This is a genomic window from Marinomonas profundi (assembly GCF_020694005.1).
Lineage (GTDB): Bacteria > Pseudomonadota > Gammaproteobacteria > Pseudomonadales > Marinomonadaceae > Marinomonas > Marinomonas profundi.
This window is the reverse complement of sequence record NZ_CP073013.1, coordinates 264375-290684: the sequence shown is the minus strand read 5'-3', so window position 1 is coordinate 290684 and position 26310 is coordinate 264375. Positions and strand designations below refer to the sequence as shown.

Here is a 26310-nt window from a genome sequence, read left to right as displayed (position 1 = left end):
AGATGCGCTATCAAGGGATAAAAGTGACGCTAGTGACGGGCTTTTTAGGCGCCGGAAAGACGACTTTGATTCGTCATTTGCTTGAACAGGCGCCACCCAATGAACGCTGGGCGGTACTGGTGAATGAATTCGGTGATATTGGTTTGGATGGCGCTTTTTACGCAGACTCAGGCGTTGCCATTCGTGAAGTGCCCGGCGGTTGCGTTTGCTGTGTCACTTCGGCTGCGTTCCAGCAAGGCTTGAATCAACTCATTCGCCAATATAACCCAGATCGGATTATTGTCGAGCCATCGGGTCTTGGGCATCCTAAGCAGATTATTGCCAAGTTGCGCGGCGATAGTTATCACGATGTGTTGTGGTTGACGGGGGTGTTCTGTGTGTTAGATGCTCGCCATTTGCTGGATGAGCGCTATACCAGACACGCTATTTTTAGTGACCAAATAACGTCTGCAGATGCGGTTGTTTTTAGTCATGTTGACCGTTATCAGCAAGCCGATATTGAATGTTTAAACGCGTATTTTGGCGAAAACACCTTACTTTCTTCATCTCCTGCTCTTTTTATGTCTGACCCCATGAGTCTGAGTGTTGACGCTTTAGACATAGCGTTGGTGGATTTTTCGGATCGACCGCAATCTGTTGACGACCACGACCACGACCACGACCACGACCACGACCACGACCACGACCACGACCATAAAGTAACCCAGCATAATGAAAGGCGCTGGCATTATCAAAAACAACAGGACGCGATGCAGGTTTTAGGTTGGCGTTGGCCTGCTGAGGATTACTTTGTGGAAGAGCGTGTCGTTTCATGGGTTCGCGATATGGCGACATGGAAGGAAGTTTATCGGATAAAAGGCGTGTTCATGGTTCGCTTAAATGAGGCGCTTTTTGTCAATGTGGCACGGGGTGAGGTGACTTTAACGCTTGCGCCATGGCAGCAAACGAGCCGAATAGAGGTGATTGGTGACAGGGTAGGAGAATGGCCTGATATGGCCCGAAACCATTGTTCTGAAGCAACAGTCCCGAAACGACAGTCTTGAAATAGCCGCTCCGAAAAACACAGCCCTGAAACCACTGTAGATCCTTTTTTTTAGCGTCGTCTTTGACGGGGAAAATAATGCCTTGGTCTATTTTGTCATTAACTTTGGCAACTTTTGTTATTGAGAGAATGTCCCCGATAGAGGAACCTCTCTAGCATAAGTGGTTCCCGTTCGAACCGATGGAATAAAAACAATAAGAGGTCATAGGTTATGCCTGAATATAAAGCACCGTTACGTGATATTAAATTTGTGACAGAAGAAGTTCTCGATTTTCATGGGCACTATGCTAAGTTGCCTGGCGCTGAAGAGGCCACGCCAGATATGGTGGCGGCGATTCTTGAGGAAGGTGCCAAATTTGCTGAGCGTGTTCTTTCTCCTTTAAATCGAATCGGTGATCAGCAAGGTTGTCAGTTTAAAGACGGCGTTGTGACCACACCCGATGGTTTCAAAGAAGCGTATAAGCAATATGTGGAAGGTGGTTGGCCATCTTTGTCACATCCTGAGGACATGGGTGGACAAGGTCTGCCAGACTCTCTTGGTATGTTGGTCACGGAAATGATTGCCACCTCTAACTGGTCATGGGGCATGTACCCAGGTTTGAGCCATGGCGCGATGAACACCATCGAATTGCATGGCACAGACGAGCAAAAGCAAACCTATCTAACAAAACTGGTGTCAGGCGAATGGACTGGCACCATGTGTTTGACAGAGCCACATTGTGGTACTGATCTTGGTATGTTGAAAACCAAGGCGGAGCCGCAAGCCGATGGCAGTTATGCCATTTCCGGCACCAAAATTTTTATCTCTGCGGGCGAGCATGATATGGCCGACAATATTGTCCATATCGTTTTAGCTCGTCTACCTGATGCGCCAGCAGGCACCAAAGGCATTTCATTATTTATTGTGCCAAAACATAACGTCGATGAAGCGGGCGAAATGGCCGACCGTAACCAAGTCTCTTGTGGTTCGATCGAGCACAAAATGGGCATTCATGGTAACGCCACTTGTGTGATGAATTTTGATGGCGCAAAAGGCTTTTTGATCGGCGAAGCAAACCGCGGTTTGAACTGCATGTTTACCTTTATGAACACGGCTCGTCTGGGGACTGCACTGCAAGGTTTGGCACATGCTGAATGGGCATTGCAGAACTCTGTAGCGTACGCCAAAGATCGTCTACAAATGCGTTCATTGTCTGGTCCAAAAGCACCAGAAAAAGCCGCCGATCCGATTATTGTTCATCCTGATGTACGTCGTATGCTGCTAACGCAGAAAGCCTTTGCTGAAGGCGGCCGAGCTCTGATTCATTATTGTTCTATGCTAGTCGATACGATGAAAAGAGGCACGGCGGATGAAAAAGCCGAAGCAGATGAATTAATGTCATTGTTGACGCCTATTGCCAAGGCATTTTTGACGGAAACCGGTTTTGAGTCAGCCAATCACGGGCTGCAAGTGTTTGGTGGCCATGGTTATATTGCGGAATGGGGTATGGAGCAAAACGTGCGCGATTGCCGTATTTCTATGTTGTACGAAGGCACGACAGGCATTCAGGCGTTGGATTTATTGGGCCGAAAGGTATTGATGACGCAAGGTGCGACGCTGCGCCGTTTTACTAAAATCATCCATAAATTTTGCAAAGAGCATAAGGGCGATAAGCGCGTAAAATCTTATATCACGGCGCTCGATAAACTTAATGGCGAGTGGGGTGATGTGACGATGAAAATCGGCATGAAAGCCATGCGCAATAAGGATGAAGTGGGTGCCGCGTCAGTGGATTATTTGATGTTCTCTGGCTATGTGGTATTGGCGTATTTCTGGGCTCGTATGGCGGTGACTGCGCAAACCAAATTAGACGAAGGCACCGATGACGTTGGTTTTTACAAGGCGAAGCTGCAGACGGCGACTTTTTATTATGAACGTTTGCTGCCACGTACCCGTTCTCATGTTGAAGCCATGTTGTCAGGGGCTGATAATTTGTTGGCGATGGATGAAGACAATTTCTTATTCCTTAACGCTTAATGCCAGTATTTGACGGCACGAAATACAACAACCTTGGCGCGATGTCACGAGACTGTTGTGGTGCAAGTTTGGATGATTAATGAAGGCTGGCAGGGAACCTTCTCTGCCAGTTGTTTTCAAAAGTTTAAAGAGGTGTGTTATGAGTGATGCAAAAAAAGTGTTTGAGTCCATGTTAGGTCGTTTCGATGCTGATGAAGCCGATGATATGGCGGCGATATTTCAATTTGACTTAGATGATGCAGACAGCTATCACTTAAGTATTGTGGATGGTCAATGCGAGATGGGTGAAGGGGAACACGATGATCCAACGGTCACGTTAAGTATGGATTTAGAAACCTTAAAAGCCGTGATGAGTGGAGATCTAGATGGCATGGCGGCTTTTATGCAAGGTAAGATTCGCGCAGATGGCGACATTATGTTGGCGACAAAATTGACTCAAATTTTCCCTGTATAGGTTTTGATTTTCAGCGCTAGTGGCGTTAAAGCTCAACACGACGAATGCGGTTGAGCTTTTATGTTTCTTACTCTCCTAAATAAAAAAAACAATTGGAGCTTTTTATGACAACGGATACTTCTCTTCAGCACAATATTGGTGGCGAAAAGGTGCCTGGTCATTATTTACCCGATTCGCTTAATCCTAATGGTTATCAGTCGTTAACGGACGTGTTAGCACGGGCCGTTGGTCAATTTGCCGATTTACCCGCGTTCACCAGCGTAGGGCAGACATTGAGTTATCGCGAGTTAAATGAAAAATCAGATCAGTTTGCCGCCTACTTGCAACATGAAACCAATTTAGAGCCTGGCGATCGCATCGCCATTCAATTACCCAATGTTATTCAATATCCTGTGGTGTTATTTGGTGCCATGAAAGCGGGTTTGATCGTGGTGAATACCAACCCTCTTTACACGCCAAAAGAGCTTGAGCACCAGTTTAACGATTCGGGCGTTAAAGCCTTGGTGGTGTTTGCAAATATGGCGCATAACGTCGAAAAAATATTGGCAAAAACCTCAATTAAACACGTTATTGTGACGGAAATAGCGGACTTTCACCCAACATTAAAACGCCTGTTGGTGAACAGTGTTGTGAAGTACGTGAAGAAAATGGTGCCGGACTACCACCTTCCAAGCGCTCTAGCGTTGAATGATGTCTTGGCAAAAGGCAAAGGTAAGCCCGTAAACAAAGTTGCTTGCAAACCTGAGCAGATCGCGGTGTTGCAGTACACAGGTGGAACCACAGGGGTGGCAAAAGGTGCGATGTTGACCCACGCGAACTTGATCGCCAATATGTACCAACTAAGCTCTCGTTTAAGCTCTATTGTTGATGACAAAAACGAAGTTTATATCGCCCCGTTACCGCTTTATCATATTTATGCTTTCCTTATTCATGGCCTAACGCTGCTAGAACGTGGTGCTCATACGGTATTAATTCCTAATCCTCGCGATTTACCCGGCTTTGTTAAAGAGCTGAAAAAATGGCCCTTTACTGGCTTTGTGGGTTTGAATACTTTGTTTGTTGGCTTATGCAATCGGGCTGATTTTAAGGCTTTGGATTTTTCTCATCTTAAACTGACCTGTTCTGGTGGTATGCCTCTGACTCATGCAGCGGCCGATGAATGGGAAAGGGTTACCGGTTGTAAAATAGTCGAAGGTTATGGATTAACGGAAACCTCCCCTGTTGTGTCTTTTAATCCAATTGGTCAAGAGCGTATTGGCACCATCGGTCTTCCCGTGGCGCAAACCGATATTAAAATTCAAGGACGAGACGGCGAAGCGCTGCCACAAGGAGAGTCCGGTATGCTTTGCGTGCGCGGCCCTCAGGTGATGAAGGGCTATTGGAATCGTGAAGAAGCGACTCGAGAAGTCATGACAGCCGATGGCTTTTTAATCACTGGCGACATTGCGATGCAGCATCCAGACGGCTATTTGCAAATCGTTGACCGTGCGAAAGATATGATCATTGTGTCTGGCTTTAATGTGTACCCAACAGAGGTGGAAGATTGTCTTTCGTCTTATCCTGCTATTTTGGAATCGGCGGCGATTGGCGTACCGGACGATAAAACCGGTGAAGCGGTGAAGGCATTTGTGGTAATGAGGGCTGAAGAAACCTTAGATGTTGCCGCGTTGCGTGCATTTTGTAAGGAAAATTTGGCAGCCTATAAGGTGCCAAAATACGTCGAGGTTAGAACTGAGTTACCCAAAACCAACGTGGGGAAAGTGCTGCGTCGCGCGTTACGAGAAGAGCAAGCCTAAGCTTTATTTGTACCTGAGTCAGGAGAGCGATAATGACACAAATTAAGCGTAAGCTGATGCATCGGCGCGGCATCGAAGCCTATGGTTTTTTACGTGAAGATGGTCTTTGGGATATCGAAGCGAGCATGCAAGATAGAAAACCTTACAACGTGGACCGTGATTTTGATGGCAGCGTGGTGCCAGCAGGCAGCCCTTTTCATGATATTAGCGTGTGTTTAACGCTAGACGAGACTTTTTTGATCAAAGAGGTTTCCGTTTCCATGGACTCTTTTCCCTTTCCTAGCTGTGGCGGTGCAGCGCCTAGTTTTGATATTTTGAAAGGCACACGTATTGGCCCCGGTTGGAATAGCTGGCTAAAGAAAAACCTAAGCGGACGCTTAGGTTGTACGCATGTTATGGAGCTTTTCCCTGTGCTTGCCACCACAGCATTTCAAACCATGTGGCAACCGCTTGGGCAAAAATACCCAGAGCAAGTTCCGCTGGCTATTAGTAAATTGGTCAATACTTGTCATGGTTGGGCGGACGATGGCCCCATGGTGCGAAAGTTGGTCGATGAGCAGGTGCTTACACTGCAGACAGAAGGCGGTGATGATGAGTGATTTTGTTACTGAAAGTATTGAATCCGGCGTACAGATTTTATGTTTAGACCGAATCCAAAAGAAAAATGCAATTACGCTGGACATGTATGAGGCATTAACCAGTGCCTTACATCGTGCAGAGTTGAATACCGACATAAAAGTGACCTTGATTCATGGTGCTGGCGGTGACTTTTCTTCGGGCAATGATATTAATGAGTTTGTTCAAATTGCTCAAACACCCGATAAAATGGAAGTCATTATGGCTTTCTTGCAGGTGCTAAGTCATTACAAAAAGCCGCTCATCGCAGGCGTGGAAGGTCGAGCGGTGGGCGTGGGTGCCACCATGTTGTTACATTGTGATTTGGTGCTCGCTTCCCGTGAAGCGCGCTTACAATTTCCCTTTGTGCAATTGGGTTTGGTGCCAGAAGCGGCATCGAGTCACTTACTACCACAGCTGGTCGGTCATCAAAAAGCCTTTGAAATGTTAGTGTTAGGCGAGGTAGTGGAGGCCACGCAAGCTTATGAAATGGGGTTGATTAACCATTTATGTGAAGCCGGCGAGGCCTATAAAATGGCACTATATTATGCTGAAAAAACAGCGGCATTGCCCGTTGAAGCGGTCGCGTTAAGTAAAGATCTACTGAAGTATCGAGCTCAGGATGATGTACAAATGGCCTTGATGCGAGAAGGGCGGATTTTTAAAGATCGCCTGCGATCAACGGAAGCGCATCAGGCGTTTGCTGTCTTTCTGTCACGTAATAAGTGACATCACGCAATAAGCAATAGTGCATAATTAATAGAGTCTGCTAATAACGTTCACTAAGCCTCGCTTTAAACCAGTGGGGCTTTTTTGCTATTAGAGCTAGACTGATTGAGTTGATCGGGTGGGATGTATTGAAAAATGCCTTATTCAATCAGGGTCTGAATATTTTTGTCAGTTAACTGGCGCTTTTTTGTTATTGATGAAAGTCATTCCCAAACTACTATAGAGGGTAAGTAAAGAGTTCTATTGATAGGGAATATTTACGTGCTACCAGTTGGATAAAAATTCAGCCTGAAGGCATAAAACAGAACTTAATAATAAATACGAGGGGCTTATGAAAATCTTAGTATCTGTAAAGCGAGTCATCGACTACAACGTCAAAGTTCGCGTCAAAGCCGACCACACAGCGGTCGATCTTACCAATGTTAAAATGTCCATGAACCCTTTCTGTGAAATCGCCGTGGAAGAAGCCATTCGATTAAAAGAGAAAGGCATCGCATCCGAAGTAGTGGTGGTGTCGGTTGGTTCTAAATCCTGCCAAGAGACTTTGCGTACCGCCATGGCGTTGGGCGCAGACCGCGCCATTCAAGTTGAAACAGAAGATGGGTTAGATTCTTTGTCTGTTGCTAAGTTATTGGCAAAAGTCGCGCAAGACGAAGCGGCAGATTTGATTATTATGGGCAAACAAGCCATCGATTCTGATAATAACCAAACCGGTCAAATGGTGGCGGCTTTATTGGATTACCCACAGGCAACATTCGCGTCTGAAGTGGTGATTGAAAACGCTGAAGCATCATCAACTCTTGAAATAAAAGTGACGCGAGAAATCGACGGTGGTTTGCAAACCTTGGCAATTACTCTGCCAGCGGTGGTCACCACAGACCTTCGTTTAAACGAGCCGCGTTTTGCGTCTTTACCGAATATTATGAAAGCGAAGAAAAAGCCCTTGGATGTCAAAACACCGGCGGATCTAGGTGTGGAAGTTGGGTCTAATATCAGCATTGTTTCCGTTACTCCACCGCCACAACGCGCTGGTGGTATTAAAGTGGGCTCTGTTGCTGAGTTAGTCGACAAACTTAAAAATGAAGCGAAGGTGGTGTCATGAGCGTTTTAATCATTGCAGAACACGATAACAAATCTTTAAAACCGGCGACGTTAAGCACCGTCACCGCCGCGACGCAAATTGATGCGGATGTGCATGTGTTGGTGGTCGGTTTTGAGTGCCAAACCGTCGTTGAACAGGCGTCGCAAGTGGTTGGCGTTAGCAAGGTTTTAGTGGCTGATAATGCCGTTTACGAACATCAGTTGGCAGAAAATGTCTCTAAATTAGTGGTTGAAATGGCGAGCGGCTATGAACATATTTTAGCGCCAGCAACCACGACAGGTAAAAATACCTTGCCACGCGTCGCGGCATTATTGAACGTGGCGCAGTTGTCCGATGTGATTAAAGTGGAAGCGGCTGACACCTTTGTTCGCCCAATTTATGCCGGTAACGCCATTGCCACTGTAAAAACGACGGATGCGGTGAAAGTGCTGACTATTCGAACAACAGGCTTTGATGCCGCAGCGAGCACAGGCGGTAACGCTGAGCGACAAGTGCTTTCGCAAGTGATTGCGTCTGACCGTAGTCGTTTTGTGAAAGAGCAATTAGCGGAGTCTAACCGTCCTGAATTGACCGCCGCCAGTGTGATTATTTCGGGTGGTCGTGGTATGGGCAATGGCGACAACTTTAAACTATTGGAAGGCGTTGCTGACAAACTGGGTGCGGCGATTGGCGCTTCTCGTGCTGCTGTTGACGCAGGCTTTGTGCCGAATGATTTACAAGTCGGTCAAACGGGTAAAACCGTCGCGCCAGATCTGTATATCGCAGTGGGGATTTCGGGTGCCATTCAGCATTTAGCGGGTATGAAAGATTCCAAGGTGATTGTTGCCATCAACAAAGATGAAGACGCGCCTATCTTCCAAGTCGCCGATTATGGTTTGGTCGCAGATTTGTTCGACGCCGTGCCTGAGCTAGAAAAGAGCTTGTAAGCGTTTTTTAACCTAGCCGGTTTAGACGTTCTCTATCGCTTCTAGGCCGCATTTAAATATCAGATGACGATGAGTGTAAGCACCATCGTCAGCATAATAAAAATAATGGGAGACCAGCATGATTTTCGAAGGACAAGCAGTCAAGGTTGCAGTCGACGATGCCGGCGTGGCAACCGTCACTCTGGATTTGGTCGGCGAGTCGGTTAATAAATTCAATAGCCTTACCTTGAATGAATTGGCCGAAGCCGTGAATGTACTGAAACACGTTGACGATTTACAAGGTGTTATTTTCGCCAGTGCGAAAGACGTTTTTGTAGTGGGCGCGGACATTACCGAGTTCACGACTTGGTTCAAACTTGAGGATGACGATTTATCCGATAAATTACGTCATGCGCACAGTATTTTTAATGACATATCGAACCTGTGTTGCCCAACGGTCGCGGCCATTAATGGCATTGCGCTGGGTGGCGGCATGGAATTGGTGCTGGCGTGTGATTATCGAGTGATGGCAGATTCTGCGAAAATCGGCTTGCCAGAAACACAGCTAGGTATTTACCCAGGCTGGGGCGGAACGGTTCGCCTGCCTCGTTTGATCGGTGCTGACAATGCCTGTGAATGGATTTGTGGCGGCGCACAAAAACGCAGTGAAGACGCCTTCAAAGATGGCGCGGTAGATGCTGTGGTTCCTGCAGCGAAAGTGAATGAATCAGCACGTCATCTTATTCAGCAAGTGCTGGATGGCAAGCTGGATTATCATGCCCGTCGTGATGAATTACGTGCGCCTATGGTGTTTACGCCAATTGAAAAAATGATGATTTTTGAATCGGTTCGTGGTGTCGTCGGCGCAAAAGCCGGAAAACATTACCCGGCGCCAATGGCAGCGATCAAAACCATTGAAAAGGGTATCAGTCAGGACATGGAAAAAGCCCTTGATACCGAAATCAAAGGCTTTATTAAACTCGCTAAAGGCCCGGTGGCTAAGTCGTTGGTGACGCTGTTCCTAAGCGATCAACAGATTAAGAAAACCGCTAGCAAGTACGCGAAAAATGCCACACCAGTTAAACAAGCCGCAGTATTAGGCGCGGGTATCATGGGCGGTGGCGTGGCGTATCAGTCGGCGTCAAAAGGCACGCCTATCATTATGAAAGACATTCGCCCTGAAGCCTTGGAATTAGGCTTGAGTGAAGCGAATAAACTTTTTAATGGCCAAGTAGAGCGCGGACGTTTAACCACCGCAAAAGCCTTTAAAGCGATGAATGCTATCGTTCCGGCTTTGAGTTATGGCGAGTTTGAGCACGTTGATTTAGTGGTCGAAGCGGTGGTTGAAAACGTCAAAATCAAAAAATCTGTGTTGGCTGAAGTGGAAAGCAAAATAGCTGACGACGCTATTTTAACCTCGAACACCTCGACCATTTCCATCACGGAATTGGCAAAAGACCTAAAACGCCCAGAAAATTTCTGCGGTATGCACTTCTTTAACCCAGTGCATCGTATGCCTTTGGTAGAAGTGATTCGCGGTGAAAAAACCAGCGATGCGGCGATTGCCAAAACGGTTGCCTACGCGCAAGCCATGGGCAAAACCCCCATAGTGGTCAACGACTGTCCTGGGTTCCTTGTAAACCGCGTATTGTTCCCGTACTTCGCGGGTTTCTCTTTGATGATGCAAGAAGGCGCAGATTTCCAAGTGGTTGATAAAACCATGGAGAAATTTGGTTGGCCAATGGGCCCAGCTTATTTGCTCGATGTGGTGGGTATTGATACGGCCTATCATGCTGATCAGGTGATGGCTGAAGGCTTTCCAGATCGTATGAAGCATGAAGGCAGCAATGCGGTTGATCGCTTGTTTGAATTAGAGCGATTCGGTCAGAAAAATGGCAAAGGTTTTTACAGCTATGCGCCAGATCGTAAAGGCAAGCCGAAGAAAATCTTTAATGACGAAATTAATGCGCTGCTTGCCCCAGTGGTGACGTCTCAGTCGGAATTAACAGAAGACGATATTGTGGCGCGTATGATGATTCCGCTTTGTATCGAAACCGTTCGCTGTCTCGAAGAAAACATCGTGGCATCGGCGGCGGAAGCCGACATGGGGTTGATTTACGGTATTGGTTTCCCTCCTTACCTTGGCGGTGCCTTGCACTACCTAGATCAAATGGGACTGCAGGCCTTTTGTGACCTTGCAGACAAATACAGCCACCTAGGTAAGTTGTACGAGCCAACCGCAAAAATGCGTGACATGGCGAAGAACAACAACACTTATTACGGCGCATAATTTCCCATAGGCTAGAGGAGAATTTCCATGAAACTGAATCCAAATGATGTCGTCATTATCGACGCTGTTCGCTCACCAATGGGTAAAACGAAAAATGGCGTATTCCGTAATGTACGAGCAGAAAACCTATCGGCAGCGTTAGTAAAAGCGCTGTTTAAGCGCAACCCCAATGTCGATCAAAAAGACGTTGAAGATTTGATCTGGGGTTGTGTTAACCAAACCCTAGAGCAAGGTTTTAACATGGCGCGTGCTGTGTCCTTGTTGGCTGGTTTGCCAATTACCTGTGCGGCGCAAACCGTGAACCGCCTTTGTGGTTCGTCTATGTCGGCCATTCATACCGCGGCGCAAGCCATTATGACCGGCCAAGGTGATGTGTTTGTGGTGGGTGGCGTAGAGCACATGGGGCACGTCAATATGATGCATGGGGTTGATGTTAACCCAGCGCTTTCTAAGCACATGGCGAAAGCCTCCATGATGATGGGTGTTACCGCAGAAATGCTCGGCAAAATGCATGGCGTGAGCCGTGAAGCACAAGACGCCTTTGCGGTACGTTCGCATCGTCTTGCCCACGAAGCCACCTTACAAGGTCGCTTTGATAACGAAATTGTTTCCATTGAAGGTCATGATGCCGATGGCAATAAGATTCTTGTGGAAGTGGATGAAGTGATTCGTCCTGAAACCTCGATGGCATCTTTAGCTGGCTTGCCTTCTGTGTTTATGCCGAAAGTTGGCACAGTGACGGCAGGTACGTCTTCGGCTTTGTCTGATGGCGCATCGGCTATGCTGATGATGTCGGCGAAAAAAGCCCAAGAACTGGGTTTAACGCCCATTGCCAAAGTTCGTAGCATGGCGGTGGCGGGGTGTGATCCGGCTATTATGGGTTATGGCCCAGTGCCAGCGACGAAAAAAGCCCTCAAACGTGCGGGTTTGACGATCGCCGATATTGATATTGTTGAGCTAAACGAAGCCTTTGCAGCTCAGTCGATTCCGGTATTAAAAGACCTTGGCTTGCTGGATCTTGTCGACGATAAAGTGAACTTGAACGGTGGTGCGATTGCCTTGGGTCATCCATTAGGATGTTCTGGCACGCGGATTTCAACCACCTTACTCAACGTGATGCGTGAGAAAGACGCTAGCATTGGCCTAGCGACCATGTGTATTGGTATGGGACAGGGTATTGCGACGGTTTTCGAGCGTGTTTAATTAAGTGAATACCAAGCACATGATGTGGTGTGCCTCTTTGCTTTAGAACAGCATCGTTAGGAAAATTATCATCTCTGTTTTTAGCCCCGCCTTGTTGCGGGGCTTTTTTTGCGCTGGTGTTTTGTGTGATCTTGGTCAATGATAAGGGCAATGTAACCAATCATAACCAGACTGTCTAAAGAGGGTTGTTAGGTGAAAATAGCGGTATTAGACGATTATCAAAATGCAGTCAAAGACCTTAAATGCTTTGACGTGTTGCAAGGTCATGAGGTGCAGGTTTTTAATGACAGCTTTACTACGACGGACGATTTAGTCGCTAACCTTAAGGACTTTGATGCCCTTGTGTTGATACGCGAACGTACGGTGATTAGTGAAGATCTACTGGCTCAGTTACCGAATTTAAAATTGATTAGCCAAACGGGAAAAATCAGTAATCACATCGATGCCAAGCTTTGTCATCAATACGGTGTAGCGGTGGCGGAAGGGGTTGGCTCGCCTGTGGCGCCGTCTGAATTGTGCTGGGGGCTGATCATGTCGGCAAGTCGACATATTCCCGAATACGTGGCGCAGTTTTCACAGGGCCATTGGCAGCAATCTGGTGATTTAGGTTTAGGGCGAGTTCTTAATGGATCGACTTTGGGGGTTTGGGGTTACGGCAAAATAGGTCAACGTATTGCGCAATATGCCAAAGTTTTTGGCATGAAGGTACTGGTTTGGGGCAGTGAAAGCTCTAGAACTTTAGCCCAAGAGCATGGCTTTTTAGCAGCCCAATCCAAAGCGGAATTCTTTCAAAACGCAGATGTTATCACCTTGCATTTGCGACTCAATGACGCCACTAAAGCGATTGTGACGCAAGCCGATTTGGCCTTGATGAAGTCTGACTCTTTGTTGGTCAATACCAGTCGTGCCGAGCTAATCGAAAGCGCTGCCTTGTATCGTGAAATGTCGTCTAACCCAAGGAAACGTGCCGCCGTCGATGTGTTCGAGACAGAACCGGCGCATGCCAACAATGAACCTTTATTGTCTCTGCCCAATGTGCTTTGTACGCCGCATATTGGTTATGTTGAAAAAGCCAGTTATGAGCTCTATTTTAAGATTGCTTTTGAAAACGTGGTGGCCTTTGCAGAGGGAAGGCCACAGAACCTAGTGACTATTTAATCTTTTGTGAGATCCAAGGTGGGGTGATTACTTGAGCTGGCTGGCGTTGCATGATGATTTCGCCATGACGGACAGAAAGTAATACCTCTCCTTGCTGACGCAATACACTGTAATCGTCGTGCCCTTCCAACAAGATAAAGTTCGCCGCGTTGCCAACTTCTATCCCATAACCTTGCAAACACAGGGTGCGCGCACTGTTGTCGGTAATCATGTCTAAGGCGCGGGCGTAGTCTTGATAGCCCATCATTTGGCAGATGTGCATGGCATAATCCAAGGTGCGCAGTAGCTTGCCATTCCCGAGGGAATACCAAGGGTCGAAAATGGAATCTTGGCCCAAACAGACGTTGATATTGGCTTCTCTTAGCTCTTTGACTCTGGTGACACCGCGACGCTTAGGATAAGTATCAAAACGACCTTGTAGATGAATGCTTTCCGTTGGGCAGGAGATAAAGTTAATGTCGGCATTTTTTAATAAGCGGAACAGCTTCGAACAATAGGCATTGTCATAAGAATGCATGGCCGTGGTGTGGCTTGCGGTGACTTTTGGCCCCATGTCGTGAAACAGGGCTTCACAGGCCAGAAACTCTAAAAAACGCGAGTTTGGATCGTCGATCTCATCGCAATGCACATCCACTAATCGGTCGTATTTTTTTGCCAGTGCGATGATCTGCTTAACGGATTTTTCACCCAATTCACGGGTGTATTCAAAGTGTGGAATACCACCGACCACATCGGCGCCCATCTCCAGGGCTTCTTCCATCAGCTTTGCGCCATTTGGGTAAGACAGCATGCCATCTTGAGGAAAGGCCACCACTTGTAAGTCGATTTTGTCTTTCAACTCATCGCGCAGGGCGCAAAGCGTTCGAACACCGACTAGGGTTGGGTCGGTGGTGTCCGCATGGGTGCGAATGGCTTGTACGCCGTTTTGCACCAACAGCTCTATTGTCGATAACGCACGACGGCGGATATCGGCTTCATTCAGCATCGGCTTGCGTTGGCTCCAGCGTTCGATGCCTTCGAAAAGCGTACCGCTCTGGTTCCACTCTGGTTCGCCTGCCGTCAAGGCGGCATCAAGGTGAATGTGTGGCTCGACAAAAGGCGCGCAGACGAGCTTGCCGTCAGCATCAATTGCATTGTCGGTTGCTGCTAATGTGCTGTCTTGTACTTCGATTCTACTGAAACGACCTTCTTCAATATGGATGGAAAATAACTCTGAACGTTGGCGTAAACGGGCATTGATGATGTGCATAATGCTTTCCTAAATCGTCAGTTAAAACATATTTATACAAGTAAAGCATGCTTTTGAGTGGATGAGACTATGGCATTTTGCCTGATCAATCCAGTCTACCCATGCTAACAGAGCGTTATTCGTTTTTTGTGGCTCAGCCTATTGGAATATTAGGTTTTATTTATTAGCAACTTGATCCAGCAGGGTCTATAACTATTAGCACAAGAAAGAAGACCTTTTTATTTTGTGTCATAAAATTCGTGTAGAGTAAAAAAAGAAGTCAGTCAGAATAACAGGAGAAGAGTATGTCTAGCGAAGGTAAGTGTCCTTTTAACCACGGTGCGGCTAGCACAACGAGCGCTGCACAATTTGCGGGTCGTGGTACTTCCAATAAAGATTGGTGGCCAAATCAACTTAATTTAAAAATTTTACACCAGCATTCTGCCAAATCGAATCCTATGGGCGAGGATTTTGATTATGCAAAAGAATTTAAAAGCTTGGATCTAGAGGCGGTGCGTCAAGATTTGTACGCATTGATGACCGATTCACAAGACTGGTGGCCAGCGGATTATGGTCATTACGGTCCGTTTTTTATTCGTATGGCATGGCACAGTGCGGGGACGTATCGTACTGCTGATGGTCGTGGTGGCGCGACTTCAGGAACACAGCGTTTTGCCCCCTTAAACAGCTGGCCTGATAACGTTAACTTAGACAAAGCGCGTCGCTTGTTGTGGCCAATTAAACAAAAATACGGTCGTAAGCTTTCTTGGGCCGATTTGATGGTGCTAGCGGGCAACTGTGCACTGGAATCCATGGGCTTTGAAACCTTTGGTTTTGCGGGTGGGCGTGTTGACGTATGGGAACCTGAAGACGATATTTATTGGGGCGCCGAAAAAGAGTGGTTAGAACCCAGTGGTGGTGAAAAGAGCCGCTATTCAGGTGATCGTGATCTTGAAAACCCCCTCGCTGCCGTACAAATGGGCTTGATTTATGTCAACCCAGAAGGACCAGATGGTAAGCCCGATCCGCTCGCCTCGGCTGGTGACATTCGTGATACGTTCGAGCGTATGGCGATGAATGATGAAGAAACCGTGGCGCTGGTGGCAGGTGGCCACACTTTTGGTAAAACACATGGTGCCGGTGATGCCGCACAGGTGGGAGACGCCCCAGAAGCCGCCGATATTACCGAGCAAGGTTTAGGTTGGAGCAATAGTCAAGGTCAAGGCCATGGCGTAGATACCATTTCCAGTGGCTTAGAAGGCGCTTGGACTCCGAACCCAATTCAATGGGATAACGGTTATTTTGATACCTTGCTTGGCTATGATTGGGAGCTGACTAAGAGCCCAGCGGGTGCGACGCAATGGATACCTAAAAATGGCGCTTTAGCGGATGCGGTGCCGGATGCTCATGATGCCTCAAAACGTCATGCGCCCATCATGTCTACTGCTGATATGGCGATGAAGGTAGACCCTATTTATGCGGAGATTTCTAAGCGTTTTCATGAAAATCCAGATCAACTAGCCGATGCGTTTGCTCGTGCATGGTTTAAGTTAACCCATCGCGATATGGGACCCGTTTCACGCTATTTAGGGCCTTTGGTGCCTCAAGAAGAGCTGATTTGGCAAGATCCGATTCCAGCGGTAACTCATGAATTGGTGAGCGAACAAGATGTTGCGGCTTTGAAAGCAAGTATTTTAGCGTCAGGTTTAACCGTATCACAGCTTGTGTCAACGGCGTGGGCGTCAGCATCGACTTACCGTGGCTCTGATATGCGCGGTGGTGCAAACGGTGCGCGCATTCGTTTGGCGCCACAAAAAGATTGGCAGGTGAACCAACCAGAGCAGCTTGCCAGTGTGTTAGCCGCATTGGAAAGCATTCAGGCTGAGTTTAATCAGGCACAATCTGGTGGTAAGCAAGTGTCTTTGGCCGATTTAATCGTTCTGGCTGGTTCCGCTGGGGTTGAAAAAGCGGCTAAAGCTGCAGGCGTAGACGTGACGGTGCCTTTTACTCCGGGTCGTGGTGACGCCACTCAAGAACAAACCGATGTGGCATCTTTTGCGGTGCTTGAGCCGATTGCTGATGGTTTCCGTAATTATCAAAAAGCTCAGTACACAGTTTCAACAGAAGAAATGCTGTTAGACAAAGCTCAATTGCTCACGCTTTCGGCGCCAGAAATGACGGTGTTAGTGGGTGGCTTGCGTGCTTTAAATGCCAATGTTGGTCAATCTCAACAGGGTGTGTTGACGAAACAGCCAGAAGTGTTGAGCAATGATTTCTTTGTGAATTTGTTGGATATGGGCACTAAATGGTCTGCCACCTCAGAAAAAGCGGATGAATTCCAAGGCCGAGATCGTCATACTGGCGCGATTAAATGGACAGCGACACGGGCGGATTTGGTCTTTGGTTCAAATTCACAACTTCGTGCTATTGCTGAAGTGTACGCTTGCTCAGATTCACAAGAACGCTTTGTGAAAGACTTTATCGCAGCGTGGACGAAAGTAATGGAGCTGGATCGTTTTGATCTAGCTTGATCTCCTAAGGGGCTTTTTAGCTTCGTATCAGTGTTGCCAACAACCCAACCCCGCCTCTGTAAAGATCGCGGGGTTTTTTATTAAATGGCGCTAAAAGAGACATTTTCTTTGAGATATTGGCTAAAAAAAGGCACTAAGGTGATGTTTTAGTAAAGGTTGATATAGATTCCCCCGAGCTTTGTTTAGCGGTGACGACTACACTATTAAAAATAGGAGTCGTGCTTGTTGTAATAGGGAAATGAAATATGTTTCTAAAGTAGGTAATAAATAATGAAGGTGTCCCATAAAGTTGTCTTGTGTGCTTCTGTCGTTGTTGTTTTAGCATTCTCGGCGTACTCATGGTTGCAATATGCCAGCCTCCGAGCGGCCATGTTTGAAAAAACAACCACGAATACTCAAGAAAGTAGTCAAGCGCTGGCTTTGCAAGTCGATAATTGGCTTAAAAATAAAATGGATTTAATTGAATCTATTTCTCAGGCAGTCGATGCGGATTTTAGCCAAGAGACGATCCAAAATGCGTTTGATTTGCCTATATACAAAAAAGAATTTCTTCTCTTGTTTGGCGGTTTAGACGCCAATAATGGTAGTCGTATTACCAATGACCCAAATTGGAACCCACCGGGTTGGGATGCTCGAAAGCGTCCTTGGTATGAAACCAGTAAAAAGTATGACCAAGCGGCACTGACAGAACCCTATTTGTCTACCGAGGGCGAAATTTTGATTTCTGTTGTCGCGGCTCTTTCTGATCGCGGACAATTTAAAGGTGCTTTTGGTGGCGATTTGAGCCTAAACGTCGTCTCTGATGCCGTTAATACCATGAATTTTGATAATACCGGATACGCTTTTTTACTGAATAAATCGGGCAAAATTATTAGCCACCCTAATGCCGACTTAAATGGCAAATCCGTTGCGGATTTATTTCAAGGCGGTGTGCCTTCGTTGAGTGGCGACTTGGTGCCTAACCGTCTTGCTGATGATAGCTCTGTGTATACGTCTTTTACTCCTTTGCCAAATCTATATGGTGCTGATTGGTATATTGGTGTCGTTTTAGATGAAGACAAGTTATTTGCTGATGTTCGTGCGTTTGGTTGGGGGGCGTTTTGGGGAACATTAATCGCCGCGCTGCTTGTGTCTATCGTGTTGTACTTGGTCGTCACGCGTTTGTTGCGCCCATTACGAGCATTACGCGAGTCTTTGCAAGGTATTAACGGTGGCGAAGGCGATCTGACAAAACGCCTAGACATTACCAGTAATGACGAGTTTGGTGATGTATCGGGTGAGTTTAATAAATTTGTTGTCTACTTACAGCACTTAATTCGTGAGGTAAAAGGCCAGTCTTTACGAGTCCGTGAAAACACGGATAAAACCGCTGCGTCTTCTGCGCGCTCTTCTGCTGAGCTTTATACTCAACTGAATGAGCTGGATCAGCTGGCGACCGCTATGCATGAAATGTCTGCGACCGCACATGATGTGGCCGACAACGCCCAAACTGCGGCAAGTCGTGCGAATCAAGCCGATGTTGCTGCGAAAGAAGGTGAAATGGTGGTAGAGCGCACAACCGCGTCGATTGATCAACTTACCGATAAAATGGGCGGCGTTGTTAAAACCATTAATGAACTGGTTGTTTACAGTGGCAATATTGAATCGATTCTAACCGTAATTACCGACATAGCGGATCAAACCAATCTGTTGGCGTTAAACGCAGCTATTGAAGCGGCGCGAGCGGGCGAACAAGGACGAGGTTTTGCTGTAGTTGCCGATGAAGTAAGAACCCTAGCATCAAAAACGCAAGAGTCGACTGAGCAGATACAGAAGATGATTCAGCAGTTGCAGACCGGAGTACGAGGAGCAGAAAAAGAGATTCTCGAAAGCCGAGAAAGTGCCAACGCGACTCAGCAGATTGCGAGTCAGGCAAAAGCCTCGTTAGAAGCGATTCGTACCAGCATTAATGAAATCAATGACATGACGATTCAGATTGCCGCTGCGGCAGAAGAACAAAGCGCCACGTCGAATGAAATAAACCGTAACACCACCAATATTCGCGACATCAGTCAATCGGTTTCCGATGCCGCCACAGAGCAATCAACCCTGTGTGAAACCATGGTAGAAATTACGACAGAGCAAGCAACATCGTTAGACAAATTTAAAGTCTAACACCCGCTCTCATCGGTTTAAGGTGGGTTGGGCTTTTCGCCCAGCCTGCCTTTTTTATTCCTGCTAGTAAGTAGCGCTCTAATTCATTCAAAAGCCGCAATAGACAGCTCTACTCTTTGTCTGAAGTCATCAGGAAAGGGAATGGCGGCTTTTGCGGCTTTGGAGAAACACACATACGTCACGTCGGCTTCCACTACGGTGTCGTTGGTTTGTGTGTTGAAAATGGTTTGCTTCATGGTGATGCTGCGGTTGCCGATTTTGACATAGCGGGTTTGCACTTCGAGCAGATCTCCAAAATTGGCTTCGGACTTGAAGTTGATGTTTATGTTGACCACGGGCCAGACGAGATCTTGTTGCATCCAGTCGTCTTTATCAAAAAATTCATCAAAAAACGCCCAGCGGCCTTCTTCTATAAATTCTAAGTAGCGGGCGTTGTTGACGTGTTGAAAAAGGTCGAGATGATAGCCGCGTACTTTAATTTGCGTCTTGTTGAGCATGTTGTTTCCTTTCTGAAAGAGGTCTAAAAAAGTGTCTGAAAAGTTCTAACCCAAAAGACTACGACGCTTTAAAAGGGAAACAAATAACAAAATCGCTCGACTTTACTAACAGAGAATATGGGCGCTACTAGGTACTTAAGCGCACAGAGCGTCGCGACATGAATGCTGTACGCAAGAGGCGTTTTCGATTGAGCCATTCTAGATCTCTTGTTACCTTAGCTTTCTAGTCACGGGAGAGTTTGATGGACAAGTTAGCGAAGACACGACAATTACCGAATGAAGATGCGTTTGAAGGACAAACCTTTACTGACTTGTCTATGGTGCAGGAAAGTGTGAGCCGCAAGGTGTTTGAGTCTTGCGTGTTTGATTCTTGTGATTTTACCGAAGCATTTTTTGATGCTTGTACCTTTAAAGATTGCCAGTTCCGTCAGTGCAAGTTGACGGCGGTAAATGTAAGAAACAGTAAGTTTTCAGAGGTGCAATTTTATGAATCAAAAGTATTAGGTGTGGATTGGACAAAAGCCTATTGGCGTGGCTTATCGCTGGGGTCGTCGTTGTTTTTTAAAGAATGTCTGGTCAATGCGTCGTCATTTTATGGTTTGAAACAGTCGGGTATTGTTTTTGAAGATTGTCGTGCGCACGATGTGGATTTTCGCGAAGCGACCCTGTCGCGGGCGCGTTTTTCTGGTACGGATTTAAGTAATAGTTTGTTTGTGAATACGAACCTTACGGGGGCAGATTTTAATGGCGCGACCCATTACGATATTGATGTCACGAGGAACATCCTTAAAGGTGCGATATTTTGTCGTTACGAGGCGGTTGGGTTATTAACGTCACTTGGTATTAAATTGGTTTGAAAAAATAACAAAATGGGAAGGCCGTATGTTAAGAAAAGACAAAACGGGTTTGGTAGTGATCGACGTGCAGGGAAAGCTAGCCACTATTGTTGATGACAGCGAGGTGTTTATCGCCAATCTCGTCAAGTTAGTGAAAGCCGCGAAACTATTGGGCTTGCCGATTTTGTGGTTGGAACAAAATCCAGAAAAACTGGGGGCAACGGTTCCTGCATTACGCGAGGTGCTGGACATGGTTGAGCCGATTGCGAAGTATTCTTTTAGTGCCTGTGGTGAGCCCGTATTTGTCGAAGCGGTTAAAAAAACCAAGGTAAATACTTGGTTGATGAGCGGCATTGAAGCCCACATTTGCGTGTATCAAACGGCGCTAGGTTTGCTGGATTTAGGCTATGAAGTGGAATTGGTAAGTGATTGTGTGTCGTCACGAGCGCTGAGCAATAAAGACATGGCGCTCGCCAAGTTGGCTCGAAAAGGTGCGGAAATAACCAGCCTTGAAATGTGCTTGTTTGAATTGATTGGTGACTGTCGAGCGGATGAATTTAGAGGTGCACTAAACTTAATTAAGTGATTTACTCCTTATAACTTCACCCTTACCAGAGGGTGTCGCTAAACGACTTCCGCCAGTCTTGGTCGCGCCTTTAGGCCGACAAAAAGCTCATCACGACAAATCACGTCTTGTCGGGCTGAAGCCACGACCTACAAAAAAACAATATACATCAACCCATTGTAGGCTAAATAATGTTACACGCCTGATCACGGTCGTACCTCCCTTATCAGGCCGACAAAACGTATCCAGCCTTCGCAGATTACCTTTAGCGACACTCTCTGTGAAGGGCTAGGGTGGGGTTATTTCGTGTTTAATTTACCTTGAACAGTCTGCTTTGTGGTTTAATTCGACCATAGGTTTTCATTGAAGCGTAATATTCTTTCCCTTAGGCAGGCAGCATGAATTTAGATAAATCCAAAAAACGTATCGCGAAGAAAGTCAAAATGGGTTTCAAAGGTTATCCGCAACTTTCCATTGCGTATTTTGGCGATACGGCAGACATTGCCACGGAAGTGGTGGTGACTTTTACTGCAGAAGAAGGCGCTGAGCCACAAGATCAGCGTTTTGCGGGCCAAAGTGAGGTACGTGAAGACGAAGTGATTCAATCCGCCTTGGTGAAAATCATGGAGCGCACTGACGCAAAAACGGTATTGGAAGTTGAAGGTGTTTCGATTAAACACTGAGCTTTTTACTTTTCTAAAAAGCATTTTTATTGCTTGACCTTGGACTGTACTCCAAGGTCTACACTCCTGTTATGGCTACTTTATGGCGTCACAACAGGAGAGAGTTATGCCCCGTCAATCATCAACACATATTCCTCATCAGCATCGAGAGGTGCAAACGCTAAGCTGGCGAGTCAGCGGTATGGATTGCGCCAGTTGTGCGCGTTCTATTGAACGTGCGGTTTCTTCTATCGATGGTGTGGTAAGCGCCAATGTGGTTTTCTCCACCGAAAAATTGCAGGTGGACGCTATTTCTGATGTGTCCAATCAAATTGAAGCGGCGGTGAAAAAAATTGGTTTTGATTCACGGTCTTTGAACGCTAAAGCGGATTCTTCTTCATTACTTTCCTCTCCTCAGCCATGGCGTGAATACGTGCCTATTGTGGGATTAGCGCTGCTGATGTTGCTGAGTTGGGGGATAACGCAATTCAATCCATGGTTTGGTGAAACCGCCTTTATTGTCACCACCTTGGTTGGCTTAGTGCCTATTATGAAAAAGTCATGGCGCATGATGCGCAGCGGCTCGCCGTTTGCCATTGAAACCTTAATGAGTGTCGCGGCAATCGGCGCGTTATTTATTGGCGCTACAGCCGAAGCGGCGATGGTGTTGTTGCTCTTTATGATTGGCGAGAGTTTAGAATCTTTTGCCGCCAATCGTGCGCGCAAAGGCGTGAGTGCCTTGATGGCTTTGTTGCCGGAAGAAGCTTTGATCATCAAAAAGGGCGTGCGCCAAACAATCGCCATTGCCGATTTACGCCCAGAGGATGAAATTGAAGTATCACCGGGTGAGCGTTTGCCTGCGGATGCGGTGCTTTTGTCTGATATGGCAAGTTTTGATGAAAGTGCGTTGACGGGGGAAGCGGTTCCGGTTGAACGTTTGCAGGGCGAGAAAATACCCGCTGGCAGTTTGTTGGTGGATAACGTTGTGCGTCTTAACGTGGTGTCGCAACCGGGTAATAATGCCATTGATCGAATTTTGCATCTGATTGAAGAAGCCGAAGAACGCAAAGCACCGCTTGAACGTTTCCTTGATAAATTTAGTCGAATTTATACGCCAGTGATCATGTTGATCTCTGTCTTGGTGATCTTGATTCCGCCTTTGATGTATGGCCAAGCTTGGGATACTTGGATTTATCGTGGTTTGGCCTTGCTGCTAATTGGCTGTCCTTGTGCTTTGGTGATTTCTACGCCAGCGGCGATTACTTCGGGTCTGGCGGCGGCAACGCGCCGTGGCGCTTTAATTAAAGGAGGCTTGGCGTTAGAGCAGCTTGGTCGAGTCGAAACCATCGCCTTTGATAAAACCGGTACCTTAACCAAGGGTCAGCCTAGTGTTACCAATGTGCTTACTTTTAATGATTCAAGTGTTGATGCGTTATTGGCGGCCGCGTCGGCGGTTGAAATGGGCTCTCATCATCCATTAGCTAAGGCCATTGTTGAATATACCGAGCAACAGGGTATTGCCTTGGTTCATGCCGATAACCGCAAAACCTTAGCGGGGATTGGGGTGGAAGGGGATTTTGCGGGTAAAAAAATTCGCATCAGCGCACCCAGTAAATTAGATCGAGTTCTAGAAGATGCAATGCAACAGCACATTATTGCCCTTGAAAAAGAAGGCAAAACCGTCGTTTTGCTACTAGAAGACGAGCGCTTGTGGGGGTTAATTGCGCTGCAGGATACGCTACGAGAAGACGCCAAAGCGGCCTTAGACGACCTTCGTTCTTTGGGCGTTAAAGGGGTGATGTTAACCGGTGATAATGCGCGCGCCGCAGCGGTGATCGCGGCGCAACTGAATATCGATTTTCAGGCGAGTTTATTACCAGAAGACAAGGTTGCGGCGGTCATTAAGCTGAATCAACAACAGGCGACGGCCATGGTGGGCGATGGCATAAACGATGCGCCAGCGATGAAAGCCGCCACGATTGGTATTGCCATGGGCAGCGGCACCGATGTGGCGTTGGAAACCGCTGATGCGGCGTTAACCCATAACCGTTTGCAGGGCTTGGCGGATATGATTCGCTTGTCCCGCGCGACCAACGCTAATATCCGGCAAAATATCACCATTGCTTTAGGATTAAAGGCGGTATTTCTGGTGACGACTTTGTTAGGCATAACGGGGTTGTGGTTGGCGGTATTGGCGGATTCTGGCGCCACGGCGTTGGTGACAGCGAACGCGTTACGATTGCTTAGACAGCGCTAACTCTTTGAACTTAAAAGGTTCTTAATGAACCGTCGGTCATGATTATTTCATTTATGTTAATGAAATGGGTAAGAAAAAATTAATCAGCATCATAAGCGGCCAAGTTTTGTATTGTAGGCTCATTTTTATAGAAAGTTGGTGGTAGGATTTTGCACCTTGTGTTTTATGCGGTGGTTTTACAACGCGCCGCTTAACGCCTGGCCCTATCATCCAACTATAAAATAATAGATGTTGTTTGCTTTATGAAAAATCAAAATACAGTTCCTCAAGCGTCCCTTTCTGCTCAGTTTGTTTATCCAAATATGAGAATCGCGTTTATTTTATTGATTACCTGCTTTGCTGCGTGGGGCGTTGCGGCCAACATGACAGACCCCTTAGTGAAGGTGTTCAGTAAAATTTTTACCATGAGTACCTTTGAATCCGCTTTAGTGCAGTTCGCTTATTACGGGGCGTATTTCTGTTTGGCGATTCCGGCGGCGTTTATCAATGCGCGTTATTCTTACAAAGCGGGTGTCTTGACCGGTTTGGCTTTGGCGATTTTGGGTGCCTTGGCGTTTTACCCGGCTAGTGTGTCTATGACCTATGGTTTCTTTTTGGCCGCGCTGTTTATTTTGGCGGCGGGCTTGTCGATTTTAGAAACCTCAGCCAATCCTTTTGTGATGACCATGGGCCCTGAGGGCAGTGCCACACGTCGTTTGAATTTAGCTCAGGCGTTCAACCCAGTTGGCACCAATATCGGTGTGTTTTTAGCGGCGACCTTGATTCTGCCGAATCTCAATACCGCATCCGCAGAAGAAAGAGCCAGCATGGCACCAGAGATGTTACGCAATATTCGAGCGGATGAGCTGAACAGCGTGATGACGCCTTATGTGGGCATGGCGTTTGTGTTGATGGTGATTTGGGCATTGATCTATTTTATGCGTTTGCCAAAATCAGCGAATAAAGTCAATGTTGATGTGGCCCAAAAAATTGATTTTAAGGCGACCTTATGCCGATTGATTTCGAGAAAACAGTACCGCTGGGGTGTGGTTGCACAGTTTTTTAACGTTGCGGCGCAAACCTGTACTTGGACCTTTACCATTCAATATGTACAAGAAACATTAGGTGGCACCGAAGCCAGCGCGTCTGATTACTTGCAGTACAGTTTGATTATTTTCTTGGTGTCGCGTTTTGTGATGACTTGGTTGATGGGCTTTTTCCGTCCTGCTGTGTTGTTGAGTGTGTTGGCTCTATTGGGGAGCGTCTTGTGCCTTTACGCTGTGATGGCGCCAGGTGTGACCGGTGTTTGGGCAATTGTGTCTATTTCGGCCTGTTTGTCTTTGATGTTTCCAACGATTTACAGCATTGCGTTGAATGGCCTTGGTGAGGATACCAAATTTGGCTCGGCCGGTTTGGTGATGGCGATCTTAGGTGGTGCGGTAATGCCATTGATCCAAGGCGCTACTATTGATACATATGGCGCGATTGTTTCCTATGTTGTGCCTGCTGTCTGCTTCTTGGTCGTGGCGGCTTATGGTGTGTGTTCAGTGAAAAACACCTCGGTTTAATTGCCGTTGTTTTCATCATGGGTAATACGGATTAAAGAGCCTCGCTGATGCGGGGCTTTTTGTTTGCTGACTTTGTGTGGCAACTCGCTTATGATGATTGGCAGTGGAAAAAATCCACGTTCAAAATGAACAAGAGTGAGTGCTATAAAATCAGGAGACTTTTTGCTAGAGCAAATTTTCCTTCTGTTATGTGTTTTTATACACGAGACAAATTTCTGAATAAAGTCGTAGGTAACTCGTTTACTTACGACTTTTTCTATTTTAAGTAATAGGTAGATTACGATGCAGAGACCACAAATAACCATTTCATCATTAGATGCTGTGAGGTTGGAGAAATTACTGGATTCATTAAGTTCTTCACAATTTCCTAACAAGGACGATTTACAGGAGGAAATTGATCGCGCCGACATTGTTGAGCCAAAAGAGATGCCTGACAATATTGTGACGATGAATTCGACGGTGACCTTTAAGGTCTTATCGTCGGAAAAAGAGTTTTCAAAAACCTTGGTATACCCCAAAGATGCTAATGGTGCAGAAGACTGTATTTCTGTTTTAGCGCCTGTTGGCAGTGCGTTACTTGGGCTAAAAGAAGGTGAGCAAATTGATTGGCCCAAGCCAAATGGTGATGTGTTGTCTGTTGTCATTATCAAGGTGGATTATCAGCCGGAACGAGCGGGTGAGTTCCAGCGTTAGTCATAGTAAATAACCCTTTGCTGGTGCTT

General features: G+C 46.7%; 21 protein-coding genes. 19 read left to right on the top strand and 2 right to left on the bottom strand.

The window, feature by feature from the left end:
* Positions 1–2: 2 nt before the first annotated feature.
* The 11 genes from J8N69_RS01270 to J8N69_RS01220 all read left to right on the top strand — a co-directional run bounded on the left by J8N69_RS01270 (position 3) and on the right by J8N69_RS01220 (position 13311).
* Positions 3–1043, top strand: coding sequence for a CobW family GTP-binding protein (locus J8N69_RS01270; RefSeq protein WP_168825127.1), 1041 nt, complete (start codon positions 3–5; stop codon positions 1041–1043).
* Between the two features lie 210 nt (positions 1044–1253).
* Entirely contained in the window at positions 1254–3059 is a 1806-nt protein-coding gene (locus tag J8N69_RS01265) for an acyl-CoA dehydrogenase C-terminal domain-containing protein (RefSeq protein ID WP_168825129.1), read from the top strand.
* Between the two features lie 139 nt (positions 3060–3198).
* Positions 3199–3513, top strand: coding sequence for an SCP2 sterol-binding domain-containing protein (locus J8N69_RS01260; protein ID WP_168825131.1), 315 nt, complete (start codon positions 3199–3201; stop codon positions 3511–3513).
* Between the two features lie 104 nt (positions 3514–3617).
* Entirely contained in the window at positions 3618–5309 is a 1692-nt protein-coding gene (locus J8N69_RS01255) for an AMP-binding protein (protein WP_168825133.1), read from the top strand.
* Between the two features lie 32 nt (positions 5310–5341).
* Positions 5342–5908 (top strand): DUF2889 domain-containing protein, encoded by a 567-nt coding sequence (locus J8N69_RS01250; RefSeq protein WP_168825135.1) that lies wholly within the window; start codon positions 5342–5344, stop codon positions 5906–5908.
* Positions 5901–6653: an enoyl-CoA hydratase-related protein gene (locus J8N69_RS01245; protein ID WP_168825137.1), complete on the top strand. Its 753-nt coding sequence runs from the start codon at positions 5901–5903 to the stop codon at positions 6651–6653. Before J8N69_RS01250 ends, J8N69_RS01245 begins: the two co-directional genes overlap by 8 nt.
* 331 nt (positions 6654–6984) lie before the next feature.
* Positions 6985–7755: an electron transfer flavoprotein subunit beta/FixA family protein gene (locus tag J8N69_RS01240; RefSeq protein ID WP_168825139.1), complete on the top strand. Its 771-nt coding sequence runs from the start codon at positions 6985–6987 to the stop codon at positions 7753–7755.
* Positions 7752–8681 carry an electron transfer flavoprotein subunit alpha/FixB family protein gene (locus J8N69_RS01235; RefSeq protein ID WP_168825141.1) on the top strand — a complete coding sequence of 310 codons (930 nt, stop codon included), beginning with the start codon at positions 7752–7754 and terminating at the stop codon, positions 8679–8681. Before J8N69_RS01240 ends, J8N69_RS01235 begins: the two co-directional genes overlap by 4 nt.
* Before the next feature lie 118 nt (positions 8682–8799).
* The gene (fadB, locus tag J8N69_RS01230; protein WP_168825143.1) at positions 8800–10950 is read left to right on the top strand and encodes a fatty acid oxidation complex subunit alpha FadB; all 2151 of its coding nucleotides are present in this window, start codon (positions 8800–8802) and stop codon (positions 10948–10950) included.
* 27 nt (positions 10951–10977) lie between these two features.
* The gene (fadA, locus tag J8N69_RS01225; RefSeq protein WP_168825145.1) at positions 10978–12153 is read left to right on the top strand and encodes an acetyl-CoA C-acyltransferase FadA; all 1176 of its coding nucleotides are present in this window, start codon (positions 10978–10980) and stop codon (positions 12151–12153) included.
* A gap of 192 nt (positions 12154–12345) precedes the next feature.
* A complete protein-coding gene (locus J8N69_RS01220; RefSeq protein ID WP_168825147.1) occupies positions 12346–13311 on the top strand; it encodes a D-2-hydroxyacid dehydrogenase family protein in 966 nt (321 codons plus the stop codon).
* Here the strand turns inward: J8N69_RS01220 and codA are convergent.
* Positions 13304–14560, bottom strand: coding sequence for a cytosine deaminase (codA, locus tag J8N69_RS01215; RefSeq protein WP_168825150.1), 1257 nt, complete (start codon positions 14558–14560; stop codon positions 13304–13306). The genes J8N69_RS01220 and codA overlap by 8 nt on opposite strands.
* A 284-nt stretch (positions 14561–14844) precedes the next feature.
* Here codA and katG point away from each other — a divergent pair, with 284 nt between their 5' ends.
* The gene (gene katG / locus J8N69_RS01210; RefSeq protein ID WP_168825152.1) at positions 14845–17070 is read left to right on the top strand and encodes a catalase/peroxidase HPI; all 2226 of its coding nucleotides are present in this window, start codon (positions 14845–14847) and stop codon (positions 17068–17070) included.
* A gap of 270 nt (positions 17071–17340) precedes the next feature.
* Positions 17341–19224, top strand: a complete 1884-nt coding sequence (locus J8N69_RS01205; protein WP_168825154.1) for a methyl-accepting chemotaxis protein — start codon at positions 17341–17343, stop codon at positions 19222–19224.
* An 83-nt stretch (positions 19225–19307) separates the two neighbouring features.
* On the opposite strand, the gene J8N69_RS01200 is transcribed toward J8N69_RS01205, so the two are convergent.
* Complete coding sequence (locus J8N69_RS01200) at positions 19308–19721, bottom strand: acyl-CoA thioesterase (RefSeq protein WP_168825156.1); 414 nt, start codon at positions 19719–19721, stop codon at positions 19308–19310.
* Between the two features lie 242 nt (positions 19722–19963).
* Between J8N69_RS01200 and J8N69_RS01195 the strand changes: the two genes are divergently transcribed.
* The 6 genes from J8N69_RS01195 to rnk all read left to right on the top strand — a co-directional run bounded on the left by J8N69_RS01195 (position 19964) and on the right by rnk (position 26281).
* A complete protein-coding gene (locus J8N69_RS01195; RefSeq protein ID WP_168825158.1) occupies positions 19964–20578 on the top strand; it encodes a pentapeptide repeat-containing protein in 615 nt (204 codons plus the stop codon).
* A gap of 25 nt (positions 20579–20603) precedes the next feature.
* On the top strand, positions 20604–21143 hold the full coding sequence (locus J8N69_RS01190) for a hydrolase (protein ID WP_168825159.1): 540 nt from the start codon (positions 20604–20606) through the stop codon (positions 21141–21143).
* 377 nt (positions 21144–21520) lie between these two features.
* The gene (locus J8N69_RS01185; protein ID WP_168825161.1) at positions 21521–21805 is read left to right on the top strand and encodes a hypothetical protein; all 285 of its coding nucleotides are present in this window, start codon (positions 21521–21523) and stop codon (positions 21803–21805) included.
* 106 nt (positions 21806–21911) lie between these two features.
* Positions 21912–24041, top strand: a complete 2130-nt coding sequence (locus J8N69_RS01180; protein WP_211085005.1) for a zinc/cadmium/mercury/lead-transporting ATPase — start codon at positions 21912–21914, stop codon at positions 24039–24041.
* 242 nt (positions 24042–24283) lie between these two features.
* Positions 24284–25588 (top strand): L-fucose:H+ symporter permease, encoded by a 1305-nt coding sequence (gene fucP, locus J8N69_RS01175; protein ID WP_168825163.1) that lies wholly within the window; start codon positions 24284–24286, stop codon positions 25586–25588.
* Positions 25589–25870: 282 nt separating this feature from the next.
* Positions 25871–26281 (top strand): nucleoside diphosphate kinase regulator, encoded by a 411-nt coding sequence (gene rnk / locus J8N69_RS01170; RefSeq protein ID WP_168825165.1) that lies wholly within the window; start codon positions 25871–25873, stop codon positions 26279–26281.
* The last annotated feature ends 29 nt before the right edge of the window (positions 26282–26310 follow it).